This is a genomic window from Streptomyces sp. NPDC053750 (genome assembly GCF_044544295.1).
Lineage (GTDB): Bacteria > Actinomycetota > Actinomycetes > Streptomycetales > Streptomycetaceae > Streptomyces.
Genome location: NZ_JBITXB010000004.1, coordinates 534,238 through 552,303 on the forward strand (window position 1 = coordinate 534,238; position 18,066 = coordinate 552,303).

At 73.6% G+C, this 18,066-nt stretch carries 12 protein-coding genes and 2 tRNA genes; 10 read left to right on the forward strand and 4 right to left on the reverse strand.

The features are described 5' to 3' along the window. Positions 1–34: 34 nt before the first annotated feature. Entirely contained in the window at positions 35–1,294 is a 1,260-nt protein-coding gene (locus tag ACIGO6_RS15180; protein WP_399875674.1) for an MFS transporter, read from the reverse strand. Between the two features lie 135 nt (positions 1,295–1,429). Here ACIGO6_RS15180 and ACIGO6_RS15185 point away from each other — a divergent pair, with 135 nt between their 5' ends. Further along, positions 1,430–2,011, forward strand: coding sequence for a TetR family transcriptional regulator (locus tag ACIGO6_RS15185; RefSeq protein ID WP_399875675.1), 582 nt, complete (start codon positions 1,430–1,432; stop codon positions 2,009–2,011). Positions 2,012–2,027: 16 nt separating this feature from the next. Here ACIGO6_RS15185 and ACIGO6_RS15190 read toward each other — a convergent pair whose 3' ends face one another. Beyond that, entirely contained in the window at positions 2,028–6,779 is a 4,752-nt protein-coding gene (locus ACIGO6_RS15190) for a PAS domain-containing protein (RefSeq protein WP_399875676.1), read from the reverse strand. Between the two features lie 238 nt (positions 6,780–7,017). Then, positions 7,018–7,482, reverse strand: a complete 465-nt coding sequence (locus tag ACIGO6_RS15195) for an SSI family serine proteinase inhibitor (protein ID WP_399875677.1) — start codon at positions 7,480–7,482, stop codon at positions 7,018–7,020. Between the two features lie 196 nt (positions 7,483–7,678). On the opposite strand from ACIGO6_RS15195, the gene ACIGO6_RS15200 reads away from it, so the two are divergent. From ACIGO6_RS15200 to ACIGO6_RS15210, 3 genes are all read left to right on the forward strand, one after another. Continuing rightward, positions 7,679–7,769, forward strand: a tRNA-Ser gene (locus tag ACIGO6_RS15200). A gap of 204 nt (positions 7,770–7,973) precedes the next feature. After that, positions 7,974–8,046: transfer RNA gene (locus ACIGO6_RS15205), tRNA-Arg, on the forward strand. A 150-nt stretch (positions 8,047–8,196) separates the two neighbouring features. After that, positions 8,197–9,684 (forward strand): peptidoglycan D,D-transpeptidase FtsI family protein, encoded by a 1,488-nt coding sequence (locus tag ACIGO6_RS15210; protein ID WP_399875679.1) that lies wholly within the window; start codon positions 8,197–8,199, stop codon positions 9,682–9,684. Positions 9,685–9,720: 36 nt separating this feature from the next. On the opposite strand, the gene ACIGO6_RS15215 is transcribed toward ACIGO6_RS15210, so the two are convergent. Continuing rightward, entirely contained in the window at positions 9,721–10,074 is a 354-nt protein-coding gene (locus tag ACIGO6_RS15215; protein ID WP_399875681.1) for a winged helix-turn-helix transcriptional regulator, read from the reverse strand. Between the two features lie 130 nt (positions 10,075–10,204). On the opposite strand from ACIGO6_RS15215, the gene ACIGO6_RS15220 reads away from it, so the two are divergent. The 6 genes from ACIGO6_RS15220 to ACIGO6_RS15245 all read left to right on the forward strand — a co-directional run bounded on the left by ACIGO6_RS15220 (position 10,205) and on the right by ACIGO6_RS15245 (position 18,049). Further along, a complete protein-coding gene (locus ACIGO6_RS15220; RefSeq protein ID WP_399875683.1) occupies positions 10,205–11,089 on the forward strand; it encodes a DUF2797 domain-containing protein in 885 nt (294 codons plus the stop codon). A 49-nt stretch (positions 11,090–11,138) separates the two neighbouring features. Further along, positions 11,139–12,029 carry an amidohydrolase family protein gene (locus ACIGO6_RS15225; protein ID WP_399875685.1) on the forward strand — a complete coding sequence of 297 codons (891 nt, stop codon included), beginning with the start codon at positions 11,139–11,141 and terminating at the stop codon, positions 12,027–12,029. A gap of 92 nt (positions 12,030–12,121) precedes the next feature. After that, positions 12,122–12,862: a response regulator transcription factor gene (locus tag ACIGO6_RS15230; RefSeq protein WP_399875687.1), complete on the forward strand. Its 741-nt coding sequence runs from the start codon at positions 12,122–12,124 to the stop codon at positions 12,860–12,862. Then, positions 12,859–14,406: an ATP-binding protein gene (locus ACIGO6_RS15235; RefSeq protein WP_399875688.1), complete on the forward strand. Its 1,548-nt coding sequence runs from the start codon at positions 12,859–12,861 to the stop codon at positions 14,404–14,406. The genes ACIGO6_RS15230 and ACIGO6_RS15235 overlap by 4 nt, the downstream gene beginning before the upstream one ends. A gap of 14 nt (positions 14,407–14,420) precedes the next feature. Next, positions 14,421–15,815, forward strand: a complete 1,395-nt coding sequence (locus ACIGO6_RS15240; protein ID WP_399875690.1) for a glycosyltransferase — start codon at positions 14,421–14,423, stop codon at positions 15,813–15,815. Further along, positions 15,812–18,049: an ArnT family glycosyltransferase gene (locus ACIGO6_RS15245; protein WP_399875691.1), complete on the forward strand. Its 2,238-nt coding sequence runs from the start codon at positions 15,812–15,814 to the stop codon at positions 18,047–18,049. Before ACIGO6_RS15240 ends, ACIGO6_RS15245 begins: the two co-directional genes overlap by 4 nt. Positions 18,050–18,066 lie beyond the last annotated feature (17 nt).

Below are 18,066 nucleotides of genomic sequence, written 5' to 3' on the forward strand. Positions count from 1 at the left end.
AGTGCCCGTGGCCTCCCGCCCGGCGTCCGTGCGTTCACCACTTCCGAACGGCCGTCGCCGACCACCCCAGTACGAGCCACGCCCCTGCCACCGCGCACACCCCGCCCCAGCCCCAGTGGCCGTACGCGGGCCCCGCGACGGCCGAGGCGAGCGCGCCGCCCGCGAAGCCGGACACCACGTACGCCGTGTTGGCGGTGGCCGGGGCGGAGGTGGTGGTCAGGGCGAGGGTCTGGTTGGCGACGTGGGAGGCGACCAGGGCCGCGTGCACCAGGACCGCCGCCGCGCACAGGGCCGCCATCACCTGCCCGCCCAGCCAGAACAGCGGCACGGACACCGCGGCGAGCAGATACGCGGACCGTACGACCTTGGCGGCGCCGAACCGGTCGACCAGGCCGCCCGCGAGCGGCGCGACGACACTCGCCGCGAGCCCGAACAGGCCGAACAGCCCGGCCGCGGCGGTGGTCATGCCGTACCCGTCGTCCCCCGCCAGGAGCAGCGCCAGCGAGGTCCACAGGGCGCTCCAGGCGCCGTACATCCCCGCCTGTCGCACGCACGCGCGCCACAGGTCCGGCGAGCGGCGCACCACACCGGGCAGCGCGGCGAGCCCCGCGAACAGCGGTCCCTGCCGCTGTCGCCGTTCCACGGGCAGGATGTACGCGGTGGCCAGACCGAGCGCGGCGGTCAATACGGCCGCGCCCACGAACACCACGCGCCAGCCGAAGGCCTGCCCGACCAGCCCGCCGAGCACCCGGGCCGCCACGACACCGGTGAACAGACCCGCGATGACGGCCGCGACGTGCCGGGCCCGGCGTTCGGCGGGGGCGCGCTCGGCGACGAGCGGGACGAGCAGCTGCGGTACGACGGTCGCGGCCGAGGCGACCAGGACGGCCCCGGCGAGCGCACCGGTCCCGGCCGACGCGGCACCGGCGACCAGGGCCGCGGCGGCGACCAGCGCCAGGACGGCGACCAGGCGGCGCCGGTTCACGCTGTCCCCGAGCGGGGCGAAGAAGAGCAGGCCGGCCGCGTACCCGAACTGCGCGACCGAGGCGAGCCAGGCCACCGCCGAGGGGGTGGAGCCCATGTCGTGGGCGATGAGGGGGAGCAGGGGCGCCGCGAGGTAGATGTTGGCGGCCGTCACGGCGGTGCAGAGGGCGATCAGGGGGAGGAAGAGCCGGGACGAGGCCGCGGGCGGCTTGTGGGAGGGCCGTGCGGGGTGGCCAGGTCGTGCGGGGTCGGGTCGAGCGGGGTCGGTCTCGGTCCGGGCCTGAGCGGCTGTGGACGGTGATGACGACATGAGGGGAGCGACTCCTTCGAGCGCACACTAACAACTAACTGGTTGGTTGGAAGCAACTCCCGGAGTGTCGTCCGCATTCCCGAGTCCTGTCAACCAAATAGTTGGTTACTTCGCCCGCCCCGCTACCCTGTCCGCATGGCAGCAAGGGACCCCGAGGCCACCAAGGCCCGCATCTTCGAGGCGGCGGTCGCCGAGTTCTCCCGGTACGGCATCGCCGGTGCCCGCATCGACCGCATCGCGGCCGAGGCCAAGGCCAACAAGCAGTTGATCTACGCCTACTACGGCAACAAGGGCGAGCTCTTCGCCAACGTCCTCGAGAAGAAGATGCTCGACCTCGCGATCTCCGTCCCCGTCGACCCGGACGACATCGAGGGCTGGATCGACCGCCTGCTGGACTACCACGCCGCCCACCCCGAGCTGCTGCGCCTCCTCTTCTGGGAGGGCATGGAGTACGGCACCGACGAGCTGCCGCACGAGGCCGAACGGCAGGAGCACTACGCCCGCAAGGTCGCCGCCGTCCGGGACGGCCAGGCGCGCGGTGTGATCACCGACGCCGTCCCGGCGCCCGACCTCCTCTTCCTGCTGGTCGCCATGGCCAACTGGGCGGTCGTCGTGCCCCAGATGAAACGCATCCTGGTCGGCCCCGGGGACACGGACGCGGACCGCCTGCGCGCCTCGATCAAGAAGGCGGCGCGCAGGATCGTCGACAGGCCCTAGCGGGGAGCGGGCAGCGTCAGTTGGTGCCGATCCGTGAGAGCAACTCCACGATCCGGGACTGCACCTCGCCGCTGGTGGAACGCTCCGCCAGGAACAGCACGGTCTCGCCCGAGGCCAGCCGCGGCAGGTCGGCCTGGTCGACGGCGGCGGTGTAGACGACGAGCGGGGTGCGGTTGAGCCGGCCGTTCGCGCGCAGCCAGTCGACGATCCCGGCGGAGCCCTCCTGGCGCCGGTGGACCTGCATCAGGTCCATCACGACCAGGTTCGGCCGGAACTGCCCCGCCAGTGTCACCGCGTCGGCGTCGCCGGCCGCCCGCGCCACCTGCATGCCGCGCCGCTCCAGCGTCGCGGTCAGCGCCAGCGCGATCTCCGCGTGCTCCTCGATCAGCAGTACGCGCGGCGGGTGCTGCTCGCTGTCGCGCGGCGCGAGCGCCTTCAGCAGTACGGCGGGATCGGCGCCGTAGGCCGCGTCGCGCGAGGCCTGTCCGAGCCCGGCCGTGACCAGCACCGGCACCTCGGCCGCCACCGCAGCCTGCCGCAGCGACTGGAGTGCCGTGCGCGTGATCGGCCCGGTCAGCGGGTCCACGAACAGCGCGGCGGGGAACGCCGCGATCTGCGCGTCGACCTCCTCGCGCGAGTTCACGATCACCGGCCGGTAGCCGCGGTCGCTGAGCGCCTGCTGGGTGGAGACGTCCGGCGCGGGCCACACCAGCAGCCGGCGCGGGTTGTCCAGCGGCTCGGGCGGCAGCTCGTCGTCCATCGGCTGCGGACGCGGCGGGTCCGCCACCTCCACGGCCCCGCCGGGTCCGTCCAGCGGCTCGGGGCCCTCGGCGGCGTTCTTGTCCGGTGCCCCTATCGCGTACGACCGTCCGGTGCCCTCGGTCGTCGCCGCGCGCAGTCCCTGACCGCCGGTCAGGGACGGCTGTTCCTGTTCCTGGCCCTGCGGTTGCGGCTGCGCCTTCGGGGGCGCGGCGGGGGTCGGCTGCTCGGTCGAAGGGTGCGGACGGGCCGTCTGCTCCGGGCGTGCCGTGGCCGGGTCGGGCGGCGTACCCAGCTTGCGGCGCCGGCCGGAACCGCCCGGCTGCTGCGGGGCGGGGGTGGCCGACGGTTGCTGCACCTGGAGGGCCTGCCGGTTGAACGGCACCCCCTGGCCCAGCGTCCGCACACTGAACGCCCTGCCCTGCGTCGAGTTCGGGTCGAGCGGTGCGGAGGCCTCCGCCGGCAGGGGCTGCGCCATGCGCGGGGCGGGAGCGTTCTCCGGCGGCAACGGGGTGCCCCGGCTCGGCGTGGTCGCGGGCCCGCCCTGCGGGGGCGCCGAGGCGGGGGGCACGGCCTGCCCGTCGCCTGCGACACCGGCCGGCGGGACGGGGGCGCCGGGGTCGGGCGGTACGGACGTACCGGCGGCCGGGGTGTCCGCGGTGGCGGGCCACGGCTGCGGGGCGGGAGCGGGGCCGGCCCGACCCGCGGTCGCGGGCTGAACGGCGTCGGTGTCGGCGGGCCGGGGCACCTCGGGGTGAGCGGCGTGCTGCGCGGACGCGGCCCCGGGAGCGGGTGCGCCTTGACCGCCGGTGGCCTGCGGCGGCACGGGTACGCCCTGGCCGACGGTGCTCTGTGCCGGCGTACTCGGCGCCGCGGCACCCTGCGTGGGAGCGCCCGGCACGGGAGCCCCTGGCACCGCGCCACCCGGCGTCGGGCCACCGTGCGCCGAGGTTCCCGGGACGGCGCCGCCCGGCGTCGGGGCGCCCGGGACTGCGGCGTCCGGCGTGGGTGCGCCGTGCGCCGGGGCCCCTGGCATGGGGGTCCCTGGCATCGTGCCGCCCGGCGTCGGGGCGCCCGGGACTGCGGCGTCCGGCGCGGGTGCGCCCTGCATCGGAACCCCCGGCATGGGGGTCCCTGGCATCGTGCCGCCCGGCGTCGGCCCGCCCTGTGCCGGGGCGCCCGGGATCGCGCCGCTCTGCGTGGGTGCGCCCTGCGTCGGAGCCCCCGGCATCGTGCCGTCCTGCGTCGGGGCGCTCGGGGTCGTGCCGTCCGGCGTGGGAGCCCCCGGCGTCGGGTCACCGGGCGTCGGGGCGCCCGGGATCGTGCCGTCCTGCGTGGGAGCGCCCTGCGCCGCAGCACCCGGCACCGGCCCGCCCTGGGCCGGGACTCCCCGACCCGGGACCGTGACCGGCGTGGGTGACGGCTCGGTGGGGTGGGGCGTGGCGGATCGGCGGCGGCGTCCCGTGGGGGCCTCCGTCGGGTGCGGCTGCGGCGGGGTGTGGTCGTCGGCCTGGTCGTGCGGTACGGCGTCGTGCCGGCCGTCGTCGAGCAGGGCGTCACCGGAGACGGCGGGGCCGGGCACCTGGGCCTGCTCCGCAGGGGCCACGGCCGCCCCGTCGTCGGAGGGCCGGTCAGCGTCGGCGGGCGGCAGCGCGAACACCTGACGCGGCGCCGCCTCCTGCGCGGCGGCACGCTCGTTCGCGGAGGCCAGGGCGCGCCGACGGCGCCCGGTGGGCCGGGACGCGTCGGCCGGGTCCGCCTCGCCGGCCTGCGCGGGCAGCGCCGCAGGCAGCGCGTGCTGCTCGCCACCGTCCCGCCGGCCGCGCCGCCCCGTGGGTGCGGGTACGCCCTGCGGCGGCACGGTCCCGCCCAGACCGGTGTTGGAGGCCGCGGCCCCACCGGCGTTCTCGCCGGCCATGACGACGGCGCCCTCGGAAACCCCGGCAGCCACCTGCGGCACCGCCTCGACGGCGTCCCCCGCGGGCCGCCCGCGTCGGCGTCCGGTGCCGCCGGACCCCTCGCCCGGCGCCGCCTGTGCGGGCACCGGCAGCGGGGCCGCCGCCCCCTGCGTTGCTTCCGGGACGTCCTGAGCCTGGGCCGCACGCCGCCGGCGTCGCCCGGTCGGTGCGGCACCCTCGGCCTCGGGGCCGGACGCCCCGTCGGCACCCGTACCCGCCGCGCCGCCGACCTCGCTCTCCAGGAACGCGTCGACGGACGACCGCCGGGCGCGCCGCCGCCCGCCGCCGGGAGCCGCCTCCTGAACGGCGAGCGCGCTGCCCGCACCCGGGTCACCTTCGGCGCCGGCAGCCGTGTCCGGGACCGGAGCCTGGGTCGCGACGGCCCCCGCCCCGCCACCGATCGGCACCTCCAGCACGTACGCGCTGCCGCTCATGCCCGGTACCTCGTGCGTCTGCAGCACGCCCCCGTGCGCCCGCACGATCCCGCGCACGATCGGCTCGTGCACCGGGTCTCCCCCGGCGTACGGCCCGCGCACCTCGATGCGGACGACCTCGCCGCGCTGCGCCGCCGCCACCACGACGGTGTTGTCCAGGTAGCCGCCCGTCGCCGACACGGGCGAGTTGCCGGTGGCGTCGACGCCCGCCACGTCCGCGACGAGATGCGCGAGCGCGGTGGCCAGCAGCCGCGGGTCGACCTCGGCCTCGATGGGCGGCGCGTGCACGGCGAACTGGACCCGCCCCGGCCCGATCAGTTCCACGGCCCCGTCGACACCCGCGGTGACGACGGCGTCGAGCATCACCTTCGTCCGGGCGACGTTCTCGCTGCCGGTGTCGAGGCGCTGGTAGCCGAGCACGTTGTCGATGAGCGTGGTGATGCGCGAGTAACCGGCCGACAGGTGGTGCAGCACCTGGTTGGCCTCGGGCCACAGCTGCCCGGCGTCGTCCGCGGCCAGCGCGGCCAGCTCGTGGCGCAGCTCCTCCAGAGGGCCGCGCAGAGAGTCGCCGAGGAGGGTGAGCAACTGCTCGTGCCGGGCGGCGAGCGCCTCGTAGCGGTCCTTTTCCCGCTCGCCGAGCGCGGCGTAGCGGTCCGCGTCCGCGGCGACCTCCTCCGCGTGCTTCTCCCGCAGCTCCTCCAGCTCGGTCACGTGCTGCTGGCGCAGCGCGGTGAGCTCGGAGGCGTGCTCCTCGGCGAGTCGCTCCAGCTCCTCGGCGTGCCGCTGTTCGGCGTCCTCCCGCTCCTTGACGAGCGCGTCGTGCGGACGCCGGTCGGTGAAGGTCATCACCGCGCCGACGAGCTGGTCGCCGTCGCGCACGGGAGCGGTCGTCAGGTCGACCGGCAGCTGGTCGCCGTTCTTGGAGAACACCACCTGCCCCCGCACCCGGTGCTTGCGGCCCGAGCGCAGGGTGTCGGCGAGCGGGGACTCGTCGTACGGGAACGGCGAGCCGTCGGCCCGCGAGTGCAGGACGAGGGTGTGCAGCTCACGGCCGCCGAGATCACTGGCGCGGTAGCCGAGGATCTGGGCGGCGGCCGGGTTGACGAGGACGATCCGCCCGTCGGTGTCGGTGCCGACGACGCCCTCGGACGCGGCCCGCAGGATCATCTCGGTCTGCCGCTGCGAACGGGCCAGTTCGGCCTCGGTGTCGACGGTGCCGGAGAGGTCGCGGACGACGAGCATCAGCAGCTCGTCGCCGGTGTAGCCGTAGGTGTCGTAGGCCTGCTGGCCGGTCTCCAGGTTGGCGCTGGTGACCTCGACGGGGAACTCGGTCCCGTCGGTGCGCCGGGCGACCATCCGGGTCGGCTTGGTGCGCGCCCGCGGGTCGATGTGGTCCGGCCGCCGCATGGACCCGGGGATGAGCCGCGAGTCGAACTGCGGCAGCAGATCCAGCAGCCCGCGTCCGACCAGCGCGGTGCCCGGGGCCTCGAAGGCCTCCAGCGCGATGGTGTTCGCGTTGACCACGGTGCCGTTCGCGTTGACCAGGACCAACGCGTCGGGCAGCGCGTCCAGTATGGCTGCGAGGCGAGCAGCGCCTCGGGATGGCCTGCTGCTCACGAGACGCTTCCCTCCTGTTACCGCACTTGCCGACCGCCTGGGCCATCTTGCCAATCGGCCCGCAGCAGTGTCACGCGAGGGAGTCTAAGGGCTGGGGCCCGGCGGACGGTGGGGGATGGGACGGAGGTCGTCCGGTGAAGTGACGTAGAACGTGTGACCGGGTGCCCGCGCACCGCCGCCGGAAGGCGCGGGGGCAGGCAGTCGGGCACGCACACGGGTGGGCACAGCGGCCCCGCGGTCAGGACCACCCGGGCGCCGCCCCCGCCTTCGGCAGCAGCGGCACCATGCCGTCCCAGCGGGAGATCGCGCAGCCGTCGCGGCGGTCGTACGTCATGTCGACGGGGCGTCCGGCCCAGGTGCCGGTGACCTGCGCGGTGGCCGGTCCGCCGTACTGCATGGTGCAGACGGTGCTCGCCGGGGCCGGTGCGAAGGGGTCCTGCCCCCCTTGCGTGCCGCGTCCGACTGCGGCGCAGGCACCGGCCGGGTCGGGGTGGCTGCCGCTGTCGGGGTTGCAGTACAGCTCGTACGTCCCGTCCGCCTCCGGGCCGGCGTCCCGGACGGTGACCGTCAGGTGGTCACCCTCCGCGGCGGCCGCCGCGGGGTGCGCGGCGGGGAGGGCGGCGAGGGTGGCGACGGACAGGGCTGCGGCGCCCAGGAGGCGGGCGGCGGGGAAGCGGGTGACCTTGGACATGACTTTTGACATGCCCTGCTTAACGCGCCGGCCCGCCGGACGTTGCGCGACCGGCCGCGCCGGACGTTGCGCGACCGACCGCGCCGGAAGGTCTTTGCCCTGTGGCCCGCCCGCCTAGTACCGTAGGGGTCGATTGGTGACAGCGCGCTCGACTGTGTCATCATCGGCACGCGCCACTCGCGCTCGCACGCGAGGGGTGATGTTGTCTGGAGGCGTCGCCTAGTCCGGTCTATGGCGCCGCACTGCTAATGCGGTTTGGGTCTTAAAGCCCATCGAGGGTTCAAATCCCTCCGCCTCCGCACCGATCACCGAAGCCCCGGCCCTCACGGCCGGGGCTTCGGTGTTGTCCGGGGAGACCCCAGAGTGACCCTGGACGGCATTTGCGCAGGTCACAAGGGGTGTGGCCAATGGATTTCACATGGCGGCGGCAGTCATGTAATGTTCTTCCTGTCGCCGCGAGCGGGCCGGAAGGGCCGGGAGCGGCGGGAAAACTGAAGAGACAAGCACTCGTAGCTTAACGGATAGAGCATCTGACTACGGATCAGAAGGTTGCAGGTTCGAATCCTGCCGAGTGCACATCGCACCAGAGGCCCCGCCGAGAGATCGGCGGGGCCTCTGGCTTTTCCCCGTCGGGGTGATCGCGATTCGCAACTGTGTCTAGGGTGAGCGCATGTTGCGAGGACCCGTCTTCATATCCGACCGGCCGAGGCTCGACGGAGGCATCCGGTGAACAAGCCTCTGAGGGCCGTGGCGATCTTCTGCGGGCTGCTGGTGCTCGGCCTGCTGATCCGCGCGAACTGGCTCCAGTACGTCCGGGCCCCGGAACTGGCCTCCGACACGAACAACCGGCGCGTGCAGATCGAGCAGTTCGCCACCCCGCGCGGAGACATCGTCGTCGGTGGCCGGGCCATCACCGGCTCCACCGAGGTGGACGGCACCGACCTCAAGTACAAGCGCACCTACGTCAACGGACCGATGTACGCGCCGGTGACCGGGTACGCGTCGCAGGCGCAGGGCATGACGCTGCTGGAGAAGACGTACGACGGCATCCTGACCGGGAAGGACGACCGGCTGGCCTTCCAGCGGTTCGCCGACGTCGTCAGCGGTGAGGGCCGGCGCGCCGGCTCGGTGGTCACCACCATCGACCCGAAGGCGCAGAAGGCCGCCTGGGACGGGCTGACCGACCTGAAGGGCGCGCGGGGCGCCGTGGTCGCCCTGGACCCGGCGACGGGGAAGGTGCTGGCCCTGGTGTCGGCGCCGTCCTACGACCCGGCGCAGTTCGCGGGCAGCACCTTCAAGGAGTCCGACCGCTTCGTCGCGCTCGACAAGCAGAAGAACAAGCCGCTGGCCAACCGCGCGCTGCGCGAGACCTACCCGCCGGGCTCCACCTTCAAGATCCTCACCGCGGCCGCCGCGCTGGAGCACGAGGTCGTCACTGACATCGACGCGCGCACGGACGCGGAATCGCCGTACAAGCTGCCGCAGTCCAGCAACAAGATCGGCAGCGAGGCCGGCGACGGGGTCTGCAACAAGGCCTCGATGAAGGTCGCGATGCAGTACTCGTGCAACAACGTCTTCCTCGACGCCGCATCCAAGGTCGGGCAGGACAAGATGCGGGAGACGGCGGAGAAGTTCGGCTTCAACGAGGACGTCTACTCCGAGGACTTCGGCGACCTGCTCGCCACCAAGAGCCTCTACCCCGAGGACCTCGACAAGCCGGGCACCGCGCTCACCGGCATGGGCCAGGGCAGCCTCACCAGCACGCCGATGCAGATGGCCATGGTCACCGCCGCGCTGGCCAACGACGGCAAGCTGATGCAGCCCTACATCGTCGACGAGGTCAAGGGCCCGGACCTCAGCACGCTGGAGAAGACCGAGCCCGCGGTGATGAGCGAGGCGGTGTCCGCCGAGACCGCGCAGAAGGTCCAGCAGATGATGGAGTTCACCGCCAAGGAGGGCAGCGCCCAGCGCGCCCAGATCGAGGGCATCACGGTCGGCGGCAAGACCGGTACCGCGCAGCGCGGTGTCGACGTGAACGACGAGGTGCCGTACGGCTGGTTCGTCTCCTACGGCAAGAAGGACGACGGGTCCTCCGTCGCCGTGGCGGTCTTCATCGACCCGACCGACATGGACATCTCCCGTGCGGACATCTCCGGTGGCCGTCTCGGCGCGCCCATCGCCCGCAAGGTCATGGAGGCGGTCCTCAAGCAGTGAGGCGGTGATGCCGCCGGGCGGGCGGGTGGCGGTGGATCACGCCTTCGCGGCGTCGTACGCCTCGCGTGCTCTGACGACCGCCGCCATCCGCCGCTCCGTCCACTGCGCGAGGCCGCGGACCTGTTCCGCGGCCTCGCGGCCGAGGTCCGTGAGGGAGTAGTCCACGCGGGGCGGGATCACGGGCTTGGCGTCCCGGTGGACCAGGCCGTCGCGCTCCAGGGTCTGCAGGGTCTGGGCCAGCATCTTCTCGCTGACCCCGCCGATCTCCCGGCGCAGTTCGCTGAAGCGGTACGAGCGGTCCAGCAGGGAGATCAGGGCCAGGGTGCCCCAGCGGCTGGTGACGTGCTCCATGACCAGGCGCTCGGGGCACATCGTCTCGCTTGCCTTCATGCCGAACACCGTACTTCTCCGCTTCCCCCTACCGCTCCATGCCGTACTTCCGGGCGGGTACTAACTGCGAGTTAGTGCCCGCCCCTGGTGTTGTCGGCATTGTCAGTGGGTGCTTCTACTCTCGACAGCGATGGCACAGGCATGGAAGTGCGCGGGGCTGCGGTGGGCGGCGGACGGTCCCGTGCTGGCGTGGATCGGGGGGCGGCGCAGCGCGCTGGTCCGGGGGAAGCGGGTGGCCTTCGGGGTCGCCGAGGGGGGTGAGCGGACGTGTGTGGGAGCGCGGGGGCACGCGTGTCCGGCCGGGGTGGCCGTGTCGGGGCGGAGTACGGGGGCGCGGTGCGAGGAGTGTGCGCGGCTGGACCGGGCGCACTCCGTGGCCGCGGACACGATCGCGGACGATCCGCGGCCGTACCGCGTGTACCTGGCGTGGTTCGGGCCGGGGCTCGTCAAGGTGGGGATCACCGCATACGAACGGGGGGCCGCCCGGCTGCTGGAGCAGGGTGCCGTCTGCTTCAGCTGGCTGGGCCACGGGCCGCTGATGGCCGCGCGGCGCACGGAGGAGCTGCTGCGGGCCGCGCTGCGGGTGCCCGACCGGATTCCGTACGCCCACAAGCGCGCGGTGCGGGCGGGGTTGCCCGGGTCCGAGGAGGAGCGGGCGGCCGAGATCGCGGAGCTGCATGCGCGGGCGGTGGGGCTGGGCGGCTGGCCGGAGTCGTTGACGCCGGAGGCGTTCCGGGCCGTGGATCACGTGGGCCTCTTCGGGATCGAGCCGTCGGGGCGGGGGCCGGCCGCCGTGGGCGAGGTGGTCCGGCTGGTGGCGGGAGGCGCGATCGGTGGTGAGCTGGTGGCCGTCGCCGGGCCGGATCTGCATCTGGCGACGGAGCGCGGGGTCGTCGTGCTCGATACGCGGCTGATGACGGGGTGGGAGCTGGTGGCCGTCAGTGGTGAGGCGTGTGCCGTGCCCGTGCGGGAGTTCACCGGGGCGGCGGCCGGGGTCCAGGACGGGCTGTTCTGACGGCCTCGCCCCCTTGCCGGGGCGGCGGGCCGGGCGCGATCGTGGCCGCATGAGTGATCACGAGGCCGGGCAGGTCCGCCGGTTCTGGGAGGGGCTCGGGCTCCCCGGACTGGTCGACGTGCACACGCACTTCATGCCCGAGCGCGTGCTGCGCAAGGTCTGGGGCTACTTCGACGCCCTCGGTCCGCTGACCGGCGGGGTCGAGTGGCCGATCACCTACCGGAAGGAGGAGGACGAACGCGCGGCACTGCTGCGCGACTTCGGGGTGCGGGCCTTCACGGCCATGCTGTATCCGCACAAGCCCGGCATGGCTCCGTGGCTGAACGACTGGGCGGTCGACTTCGCCCGCCGCACGCCCGACTGCCTGCACACCTCCACCCTCTTCCCGGAGCCGGGCGTCGAGACGTACGTCCGCCGGGCCGTCGAGGAGGGCGCGCGGGTCTTCAAGGCGCATGTGCAGGTGGGGGCGTACGACCCGGCCGACGAGCTGCTCGACGCGGCCTGGGGGGTGCTCGCCGAGGCGGGGGTCCCGGTCGTCGTCCACTGCGGTTCCGGGCCGGCGCCCGGCAAGCACACCGGGCCCGAGCCGATCGCGCGGGTCCTGGCGCGGCACCCCCGGCTGCGGCTGGTCGTCGCGCACCTCGGGATGCCGGAGTACGAGGACTTCCTGGACCTCGCCGAGCGGTACGGCGAGGTGCGGCTGGACACGACCATGGCGTTCACCGACTTCAGCGAGCGGCTCGCCCCGTTCCCGCGGCGGGCGCTGCCCCGGTTGGCCGACCTCGGTGACCGGGTCCTGCTCGGCTCGGACTTCCCCAACATCCCGTACCCCTACCTGCATCAGCTGCACGCGCTGGAGCGCCTGGAGCTGGGCGACGCCTGGCTGCGGGGCGTCTGCCACGACAACGCGGCCCGGCTGTTCGGGCTGTCGGTGCGCTGACCGGCTGTCCCTGAGAAGCCCCTGTGGGTTTCTCAGAGAAATCACAGCTTGGGGAAAGGGTGTTCTCAGAGCGCCCCGACATCGTGTCCGGTATGACCACGACCTCGCCCCAGGGGCGCACCGAACTGCTGAGGCCGGACGGGAGCCCCGTCCGGGTGCTTGTAGTGGACGACGAGCTGTCCATCACCGAACTGCTGTCCATGGCCCTGCGCTACGAGGGCTGGCAGATCCGCAGCGCGGGCGACGGACACGGCGCCGTCCAGGCCGCGCGCGAGTTCCGGCCCGACGCCGTCGTGCTGGACATGATGCTGCCCGACATGGACGGGCTGAGCGTGCTCGGGCGGCTGCGCCGCGACCTGCCCGACGTGCCGGTGCTGTTCCTGACCGCCAAGGACGCGGTCGAGGACCGGATCGCCGGGCTGACCGCCGGCGGGGACGACTACGTCACCAAGCCCTTCAGCCTGGAGGAGGTCGTCGCCCGGCTGCGCGGACTGATCCGGCGCTCGGGCGCCGCCGACCGGCGCTCCGACTCCCTCCTGGTCGTCGGCGACCTCACCCTCGACGAGGACAGCCACGAGGTCACCCGGGGCGGCGACGGCATCCACCTCACCGCCACCGAGTTCGAGCTGCTGCGCTTCCTCATGCGCAACCCGCGGCGCGTCCTGAGCAAGGCGCAGATCCTGGACCGCGTGTGGTCCTACGACTTCGGCGGCCAGGCCAACGTCGTCGAGCTGTACATCTCCTACCTGCGCCGGAAGATCGATGCCGGGCGCGAGCCGATGATCCACACCCGGCGCGGCGCCGGTTACCTGATCAAGCCCGCGACGTCGTGAGCGGGCGGCGACGACCGCGGCCACGGACGCTGCGGACGCGGCTCGTCGTCGCGTCGGTCGCGCTGATCGCGGTGGTGTGCGCGGTGATCGGGACGGTGACGACGGTGGCGTTGCGGTCGCATCTGTACGAGCAGCTGGACGGGCAGGTGCACGAGGTCGCGGCGCGGGTGTCCGGCTTCGGGCCGCCCGGCGACCCCAAGGTCGGCATCGGGGCCCCGCAGCGGGTGGACCTCGACGAGTTCGTCACCCACGGTCCCCAGCCGCGCGGCACGATCGTCGCCGAGGTGCAGGACGGCGTGGTCGTCGACGCCAAGTACGGCAAGAAGGACGACGACAGCACCGACGTCAGCAGGACGACCGCGGTCTCTCTCAGCGAGGCGGGACGCGCCGCGCTGGCCTCCGTCCCCCAGGACGACAAGGCGCACACCGTCGAGATCCCCGGCCTCGGCGACTACCGCGTGAAGTACCACAAGGGCTATTACGCCGCCCTCCCGACCTCCGACGTCACCGGCACCATCAACACCCTGATCCTCGTCGAGGCCAGCGTCACCGCCGCCGGTCTGATCGCCGCCTCCCTCGCCGGGACCGTCATCGTCGGGGTCGCCACCCGCCCCCTGCGCAAGGTCGCCGCCACCGCCACCCGCGTCTCCGAACTCCCCCTGCACGCCGGCGAGGTGAACCTCAACGAACGCGTCCCGGAGTCCGAGTGCGACCCGCACACCGAGGTCGGCCGGGTCGGTGCCGCGCTCAACCGGATGCTGAACCACGTGCACGGGGCGCTGCACGCACGGCAGGAGAGCGAGACGCGGGTCCGGCAGTTCGTCGCGGACGCCAGCCATGAGCTGCGTACGCCGCTCGCCTCCATCCGCGGGTACGCCGAACTCACCCGCAGGGGCAGGGAACAGGTCGGCCCCGACACCCGGCACGCGCTGGGCCGCATCGAGTCCGAGGCAGGGCGGATGACCCTGCTGGTCGAGGACCTGCTGCTGCTCGCCCGCCTGGACGCCGGGCGGCCGTTGCAGTTCGAGCAGACCGACCTCGTACCGCTCGTCGTGGACACCGTCAGCGACGCCCGCGCGGCCGGACTCGACCACACCTGGCGGCTCGACCTGCCCGACGAACCGGCGCTGGTGTCCGCGGACGCCGCCCGGCTCCAGCAGGTGCTGGTCAACCTGCTGGGGAACGCCCGCAACCACACCCCGCCCGGGACGACCGTCACCGCGCGGGTGCGGCCGAGCGGTGCCTGGCTGTGCGTGGACGTCGAGGACAACGGGCCGGGCATTCCGGCCGAGTTGCTGCCGCACGTCTTCGAGCGGTTCGCGCGCGGCGACTCCGCACGCTCGCGGGCGACCGGCTCGACCGGCCTCGGGCTCGCCATCGTGCAGGCCGTGACGACCGCGCACGGCGGCGGCGTGACGGTCGACAGCGTGCCGGGGCGGACGGTCTTCACCGTGTACCTGCCCCCGCTGCCGGCCCAGGGGTACGCACGCCCGCACTCACAGGTACAGCACAGCGTCACCACACAGGTGCGACAGGGGACTTGAGAAGAGTCGGTCCCATGCGAACCGACTCTTCTCCCGGCTCCCTGCCGGCGCGGGAGCACCTCCCGGCCGCAGGAGCCGGTACGCCTGTCCTGGACGTAGTGATCCCCGTCTACAACGAGGAGAAGGACCTGAGGCCGTGCGTCCTGAGACTGCACGAGCACCTCACCCGGACGTTCCCGTACGGGTTCCGCATCACGGTCGCCGACAACGCGTCCACGGACGCCACCCCGCACGTGGCGGCGCGGCTGGCGGCGGAACTCCCGGAGGTCAGGTCCTCCCGGCTGGAGCAGAAGGGCCGGGGCCGGGCCCTGAGGACCGTCTGGTCGGCCTCCGACGCCCCGGTCCTCGCCTACATGGACGTAGACCTGTCCACCGACCTGAACGCGCTGCTGCCGCTGGTGGCCCCGCTGATATCCGGTCACTCGGACCTGGCGATCGGCTCCCGGCTCGCCCGCAGCTCGCGGGTGGTGCGCGGCGCCAAGCGGGAGTTCATCTCGCGTTCCTACAACCTCATCCTGCGCGGCTCCCTCCAGGCCCGCTTCTCCGACGCCCAGTGCGGCTTCAAGGCGATCCGCCGGGACGTGGCGCAGGTGCTGCTGCCGCTGGTGGAGGACACCGGCTGGTTCTTCGACACGGAGATGCTGGTGCTCGCCGAGCGCGCGGGGCTGCGCATCCACGAGGTGCCGGTCGACTGGGTCGACGACCCGGACTCCACCGTGCACATCGTGAAGACCGCGACCGACGACCTCAAGGGCGTGTGGCGGGTCGGCAAGGCGCTGGCCACCGGTTCGCTGCCGCTGGACCGGCTGGCCCGGCCCTTCGGTGACGATCCGCGGGACCGGGACCTGAAGGACGTACCGCAGGGGCTGGCCCGGCAGCTCGTCGGGTTCTGCGCCGTGGGCGTCCTGTCCACCCTCTTCTACCTGTTGCTCTACAGCGGCTTCCGCCCCTTCGCCGGCTCCCAGCTCGCCAACGCGCTGGCCCTGCTGGTCTCGGCGGTCGCCAACACGGCCGCCAACCGGAGGCTGACCTTCGGCGTGCGGGGCCGGGGCGGCGCCGTGCGACACCAGGCACAGGGGCTGGTCGTCTTCGGCATCGGTCTCGTCCTGACCAGCGGCTCGCTGGCCGCCCTGAACGCGGCGACGACCGACCCGGCCCACTCCACCGAGCTGGCGGTGCTGATCGCCGCCAACCTCGCGGCCACCGTGCTGCGCTTCCTGCTCTTCCGCGCCTGGGTGTTCCCGGACACGCCGCCCGCCGTGACGGCGGCGCCGCACGTCCCGGACACCTCGTCGGGCGCGAGCATGCCGGGACACCGGCCTGCGGACCCGTACCGCGCCTGGGGGGACGAGACCGTGCGGCTGCAGCCGGTGCCCCCCGCCGACACCGACCCGAGGGACGGACGATGACGACGGACTACGACCGGACGGCGCACGCGGGGGACACACGCCCGCCGGACGGCCAGGAGTGGGGACCGCCGTCGGCGGCGCCGCCCGCGTCCGGGCAGCCCCGGCTGGGCAGGCTCTGGCGGGGCCGCCCCGAGGACCCCCGCTGGGTGCGCCCGGCCTTCCTCGGCCTGCTGCTGGCCACCGCCCTGCTCTACCTCTACAACCTGAGCGCCTCCGGCTACGCGAACTCCTTCTACTCGGCGGCCGTGCAGGCGGGCAGCGAGTCCTGGAAGGCGTTCTTCTTCGGCTCGCTCGACGCGGGCAACGCCATCACCGTGGACAAGCCCCCGGCCGCCCTGTGGCCGATGGCGCTGGCGGTCCGGATCTTCGGGCTGAACTCGTGGTCGATCCTGGTCCCCGAGGTGCTGATGGGCGTCGGGACGGTCGCCGTCGTGTACGCGGCCGTGCGCCGCCGGTTCAGCCCGGCGGCCGGACTGATCGCCGGGGTCGTGCTGGCGCTCACGCCCGTCGCGGCGCTGATGTTCCGGTTCAACAACCCGGACGCCATGCTGGCGCTGCTGATGTCCGTCGCCTGCTACCTCGTCGTGCGGGCGCTGGAGGACGGCCGGACCAAGTGGCTGGTGTGGGCCGGCGTCGCGATCGGCTTCGCCTTCCTGGCCAAGACCCTCCAGGCCTTCCTGATCCTGCCGACCCTGGCCCTCGTCTACGGCGTCTGCGCGCCGGTGCGGCTGAAGAAGCGGCTGGGGCAGCTCGCGCTGGCGACCGTGGCGCTCGTCGTCTCCGGCGGCTGGTGGGTCGCGATCGTGGACCTGTGGCCGGAGTCGTCCCGCCCGTACATCGGCGGATCGCAGAACAACAGCTTCCTGGAGCTGACCTTCGGCTACAACGGCCTGGGTCGGCTCAACGGCGAGGAGACCGGCAGCGTCGGCGGCGGTGGCGGCGGCACGGGCGGCGGGGGCGGCGGTCAGTGGGGCGAGACCGGCTGGGACCGGATGTTCAACTCCGAGATCGGCGGCCAGATCTCCTGGCTGCTCCCGGCCGCGCTGATCCTGCTCGTGGCGGGCCTGATCGCCACGCGCCGGGCCGGCCGCACCGACGCCGCCCGCGCGTCCCTCCTGGTCTGGGGCGGCTCGCTGCTGATGACCACGGCGGTCTTCAGCTACATGGCGGGCATCTTCCACCAGTACTACACGGTGGCCCTCGCGCCCTACCTCGCGGCCGTGACCGGCATGGGGGCGGCGGCGCTGTGGGAGCGGCGCGAGCGGATCCGGGCGTCGCTCGCCCTCGCCGCCGCCGTCACGGCGACCGCGGCCTGGGGGTACGTACTCCTCAACCGCACGCCCGACTACCTGCCCTGGCTGAGGTGGCTGGTGCTCGTCGGCGGCCTGGTCGCCGCGCTCGGGCTCGTCTTCGTCGGGCGGCTGGGGCGGCGGATCGCGCTCGGGGTGGCGGGCCTCGGCCTGGTGGCGGCGCTGGCCGCGCCGACCGCGTACACGCTGAGCACCGTGCAGGAAGGGCACAGCGGCTCCATCGTGACGGCCGGTCCGTCCGGCGCGAGCATGAGGGGCGGCGGTCCGGGCGGGGGCGGCGGTGGCCGGGGCGGTGGCTTCGGGGGCGGCGGCTTCCCGGGCGGCGGCACCGCACCCGGGCAGGGGCAGGGTCAGGGGCAGCAGGGACAAGGCCAGGGGCAGCAGGGACAAGGCCAGGGCCAGGGTGGTCCCGGGGGCGGAGGCTTCCCGGGAGGCGTGCCCGGCGGGAACCAGCAGGGCAACGGCGCTCCTGGCACCGGCCAGAACGGTCAGACGGCTCCGAACGGCCGTACCGGCGAGGGCGGCCCGATGGGCGGTGGCGGAGGCGGCGGCATGGGTGGTCTGCTCAACGGCGCCCAGGTCGACTCCGAGGCCAAGAAGCTGCTGGAGGCGGACGCCGACGACTACACCTGGGTCGCCGCGGCGGTCGGCGCTCAGAACGCCGCGAGCTACCAGCTCAGCACCGGCGACCCGGTGATGGCAATCGGCGGCTTCAACGGCACGGACCCGTCGCCGACGTTGGCCCAGTTCAAGAAGTACGTGGCGGACGGAAGGATCCACTACTTCGTCGGAGGCGGCGGCATGGGTGGCATGGGCGGCGACTCCGGCACCTCGTCGCAGATCACCTCGTGGGTCGAGGCCAACTTCAAGGAGGTCACGGCCGGTTCGACCACCTTCTACGACCTCACCCAGCCGACGGGCTGACGCGCCGGCCAGGCCGG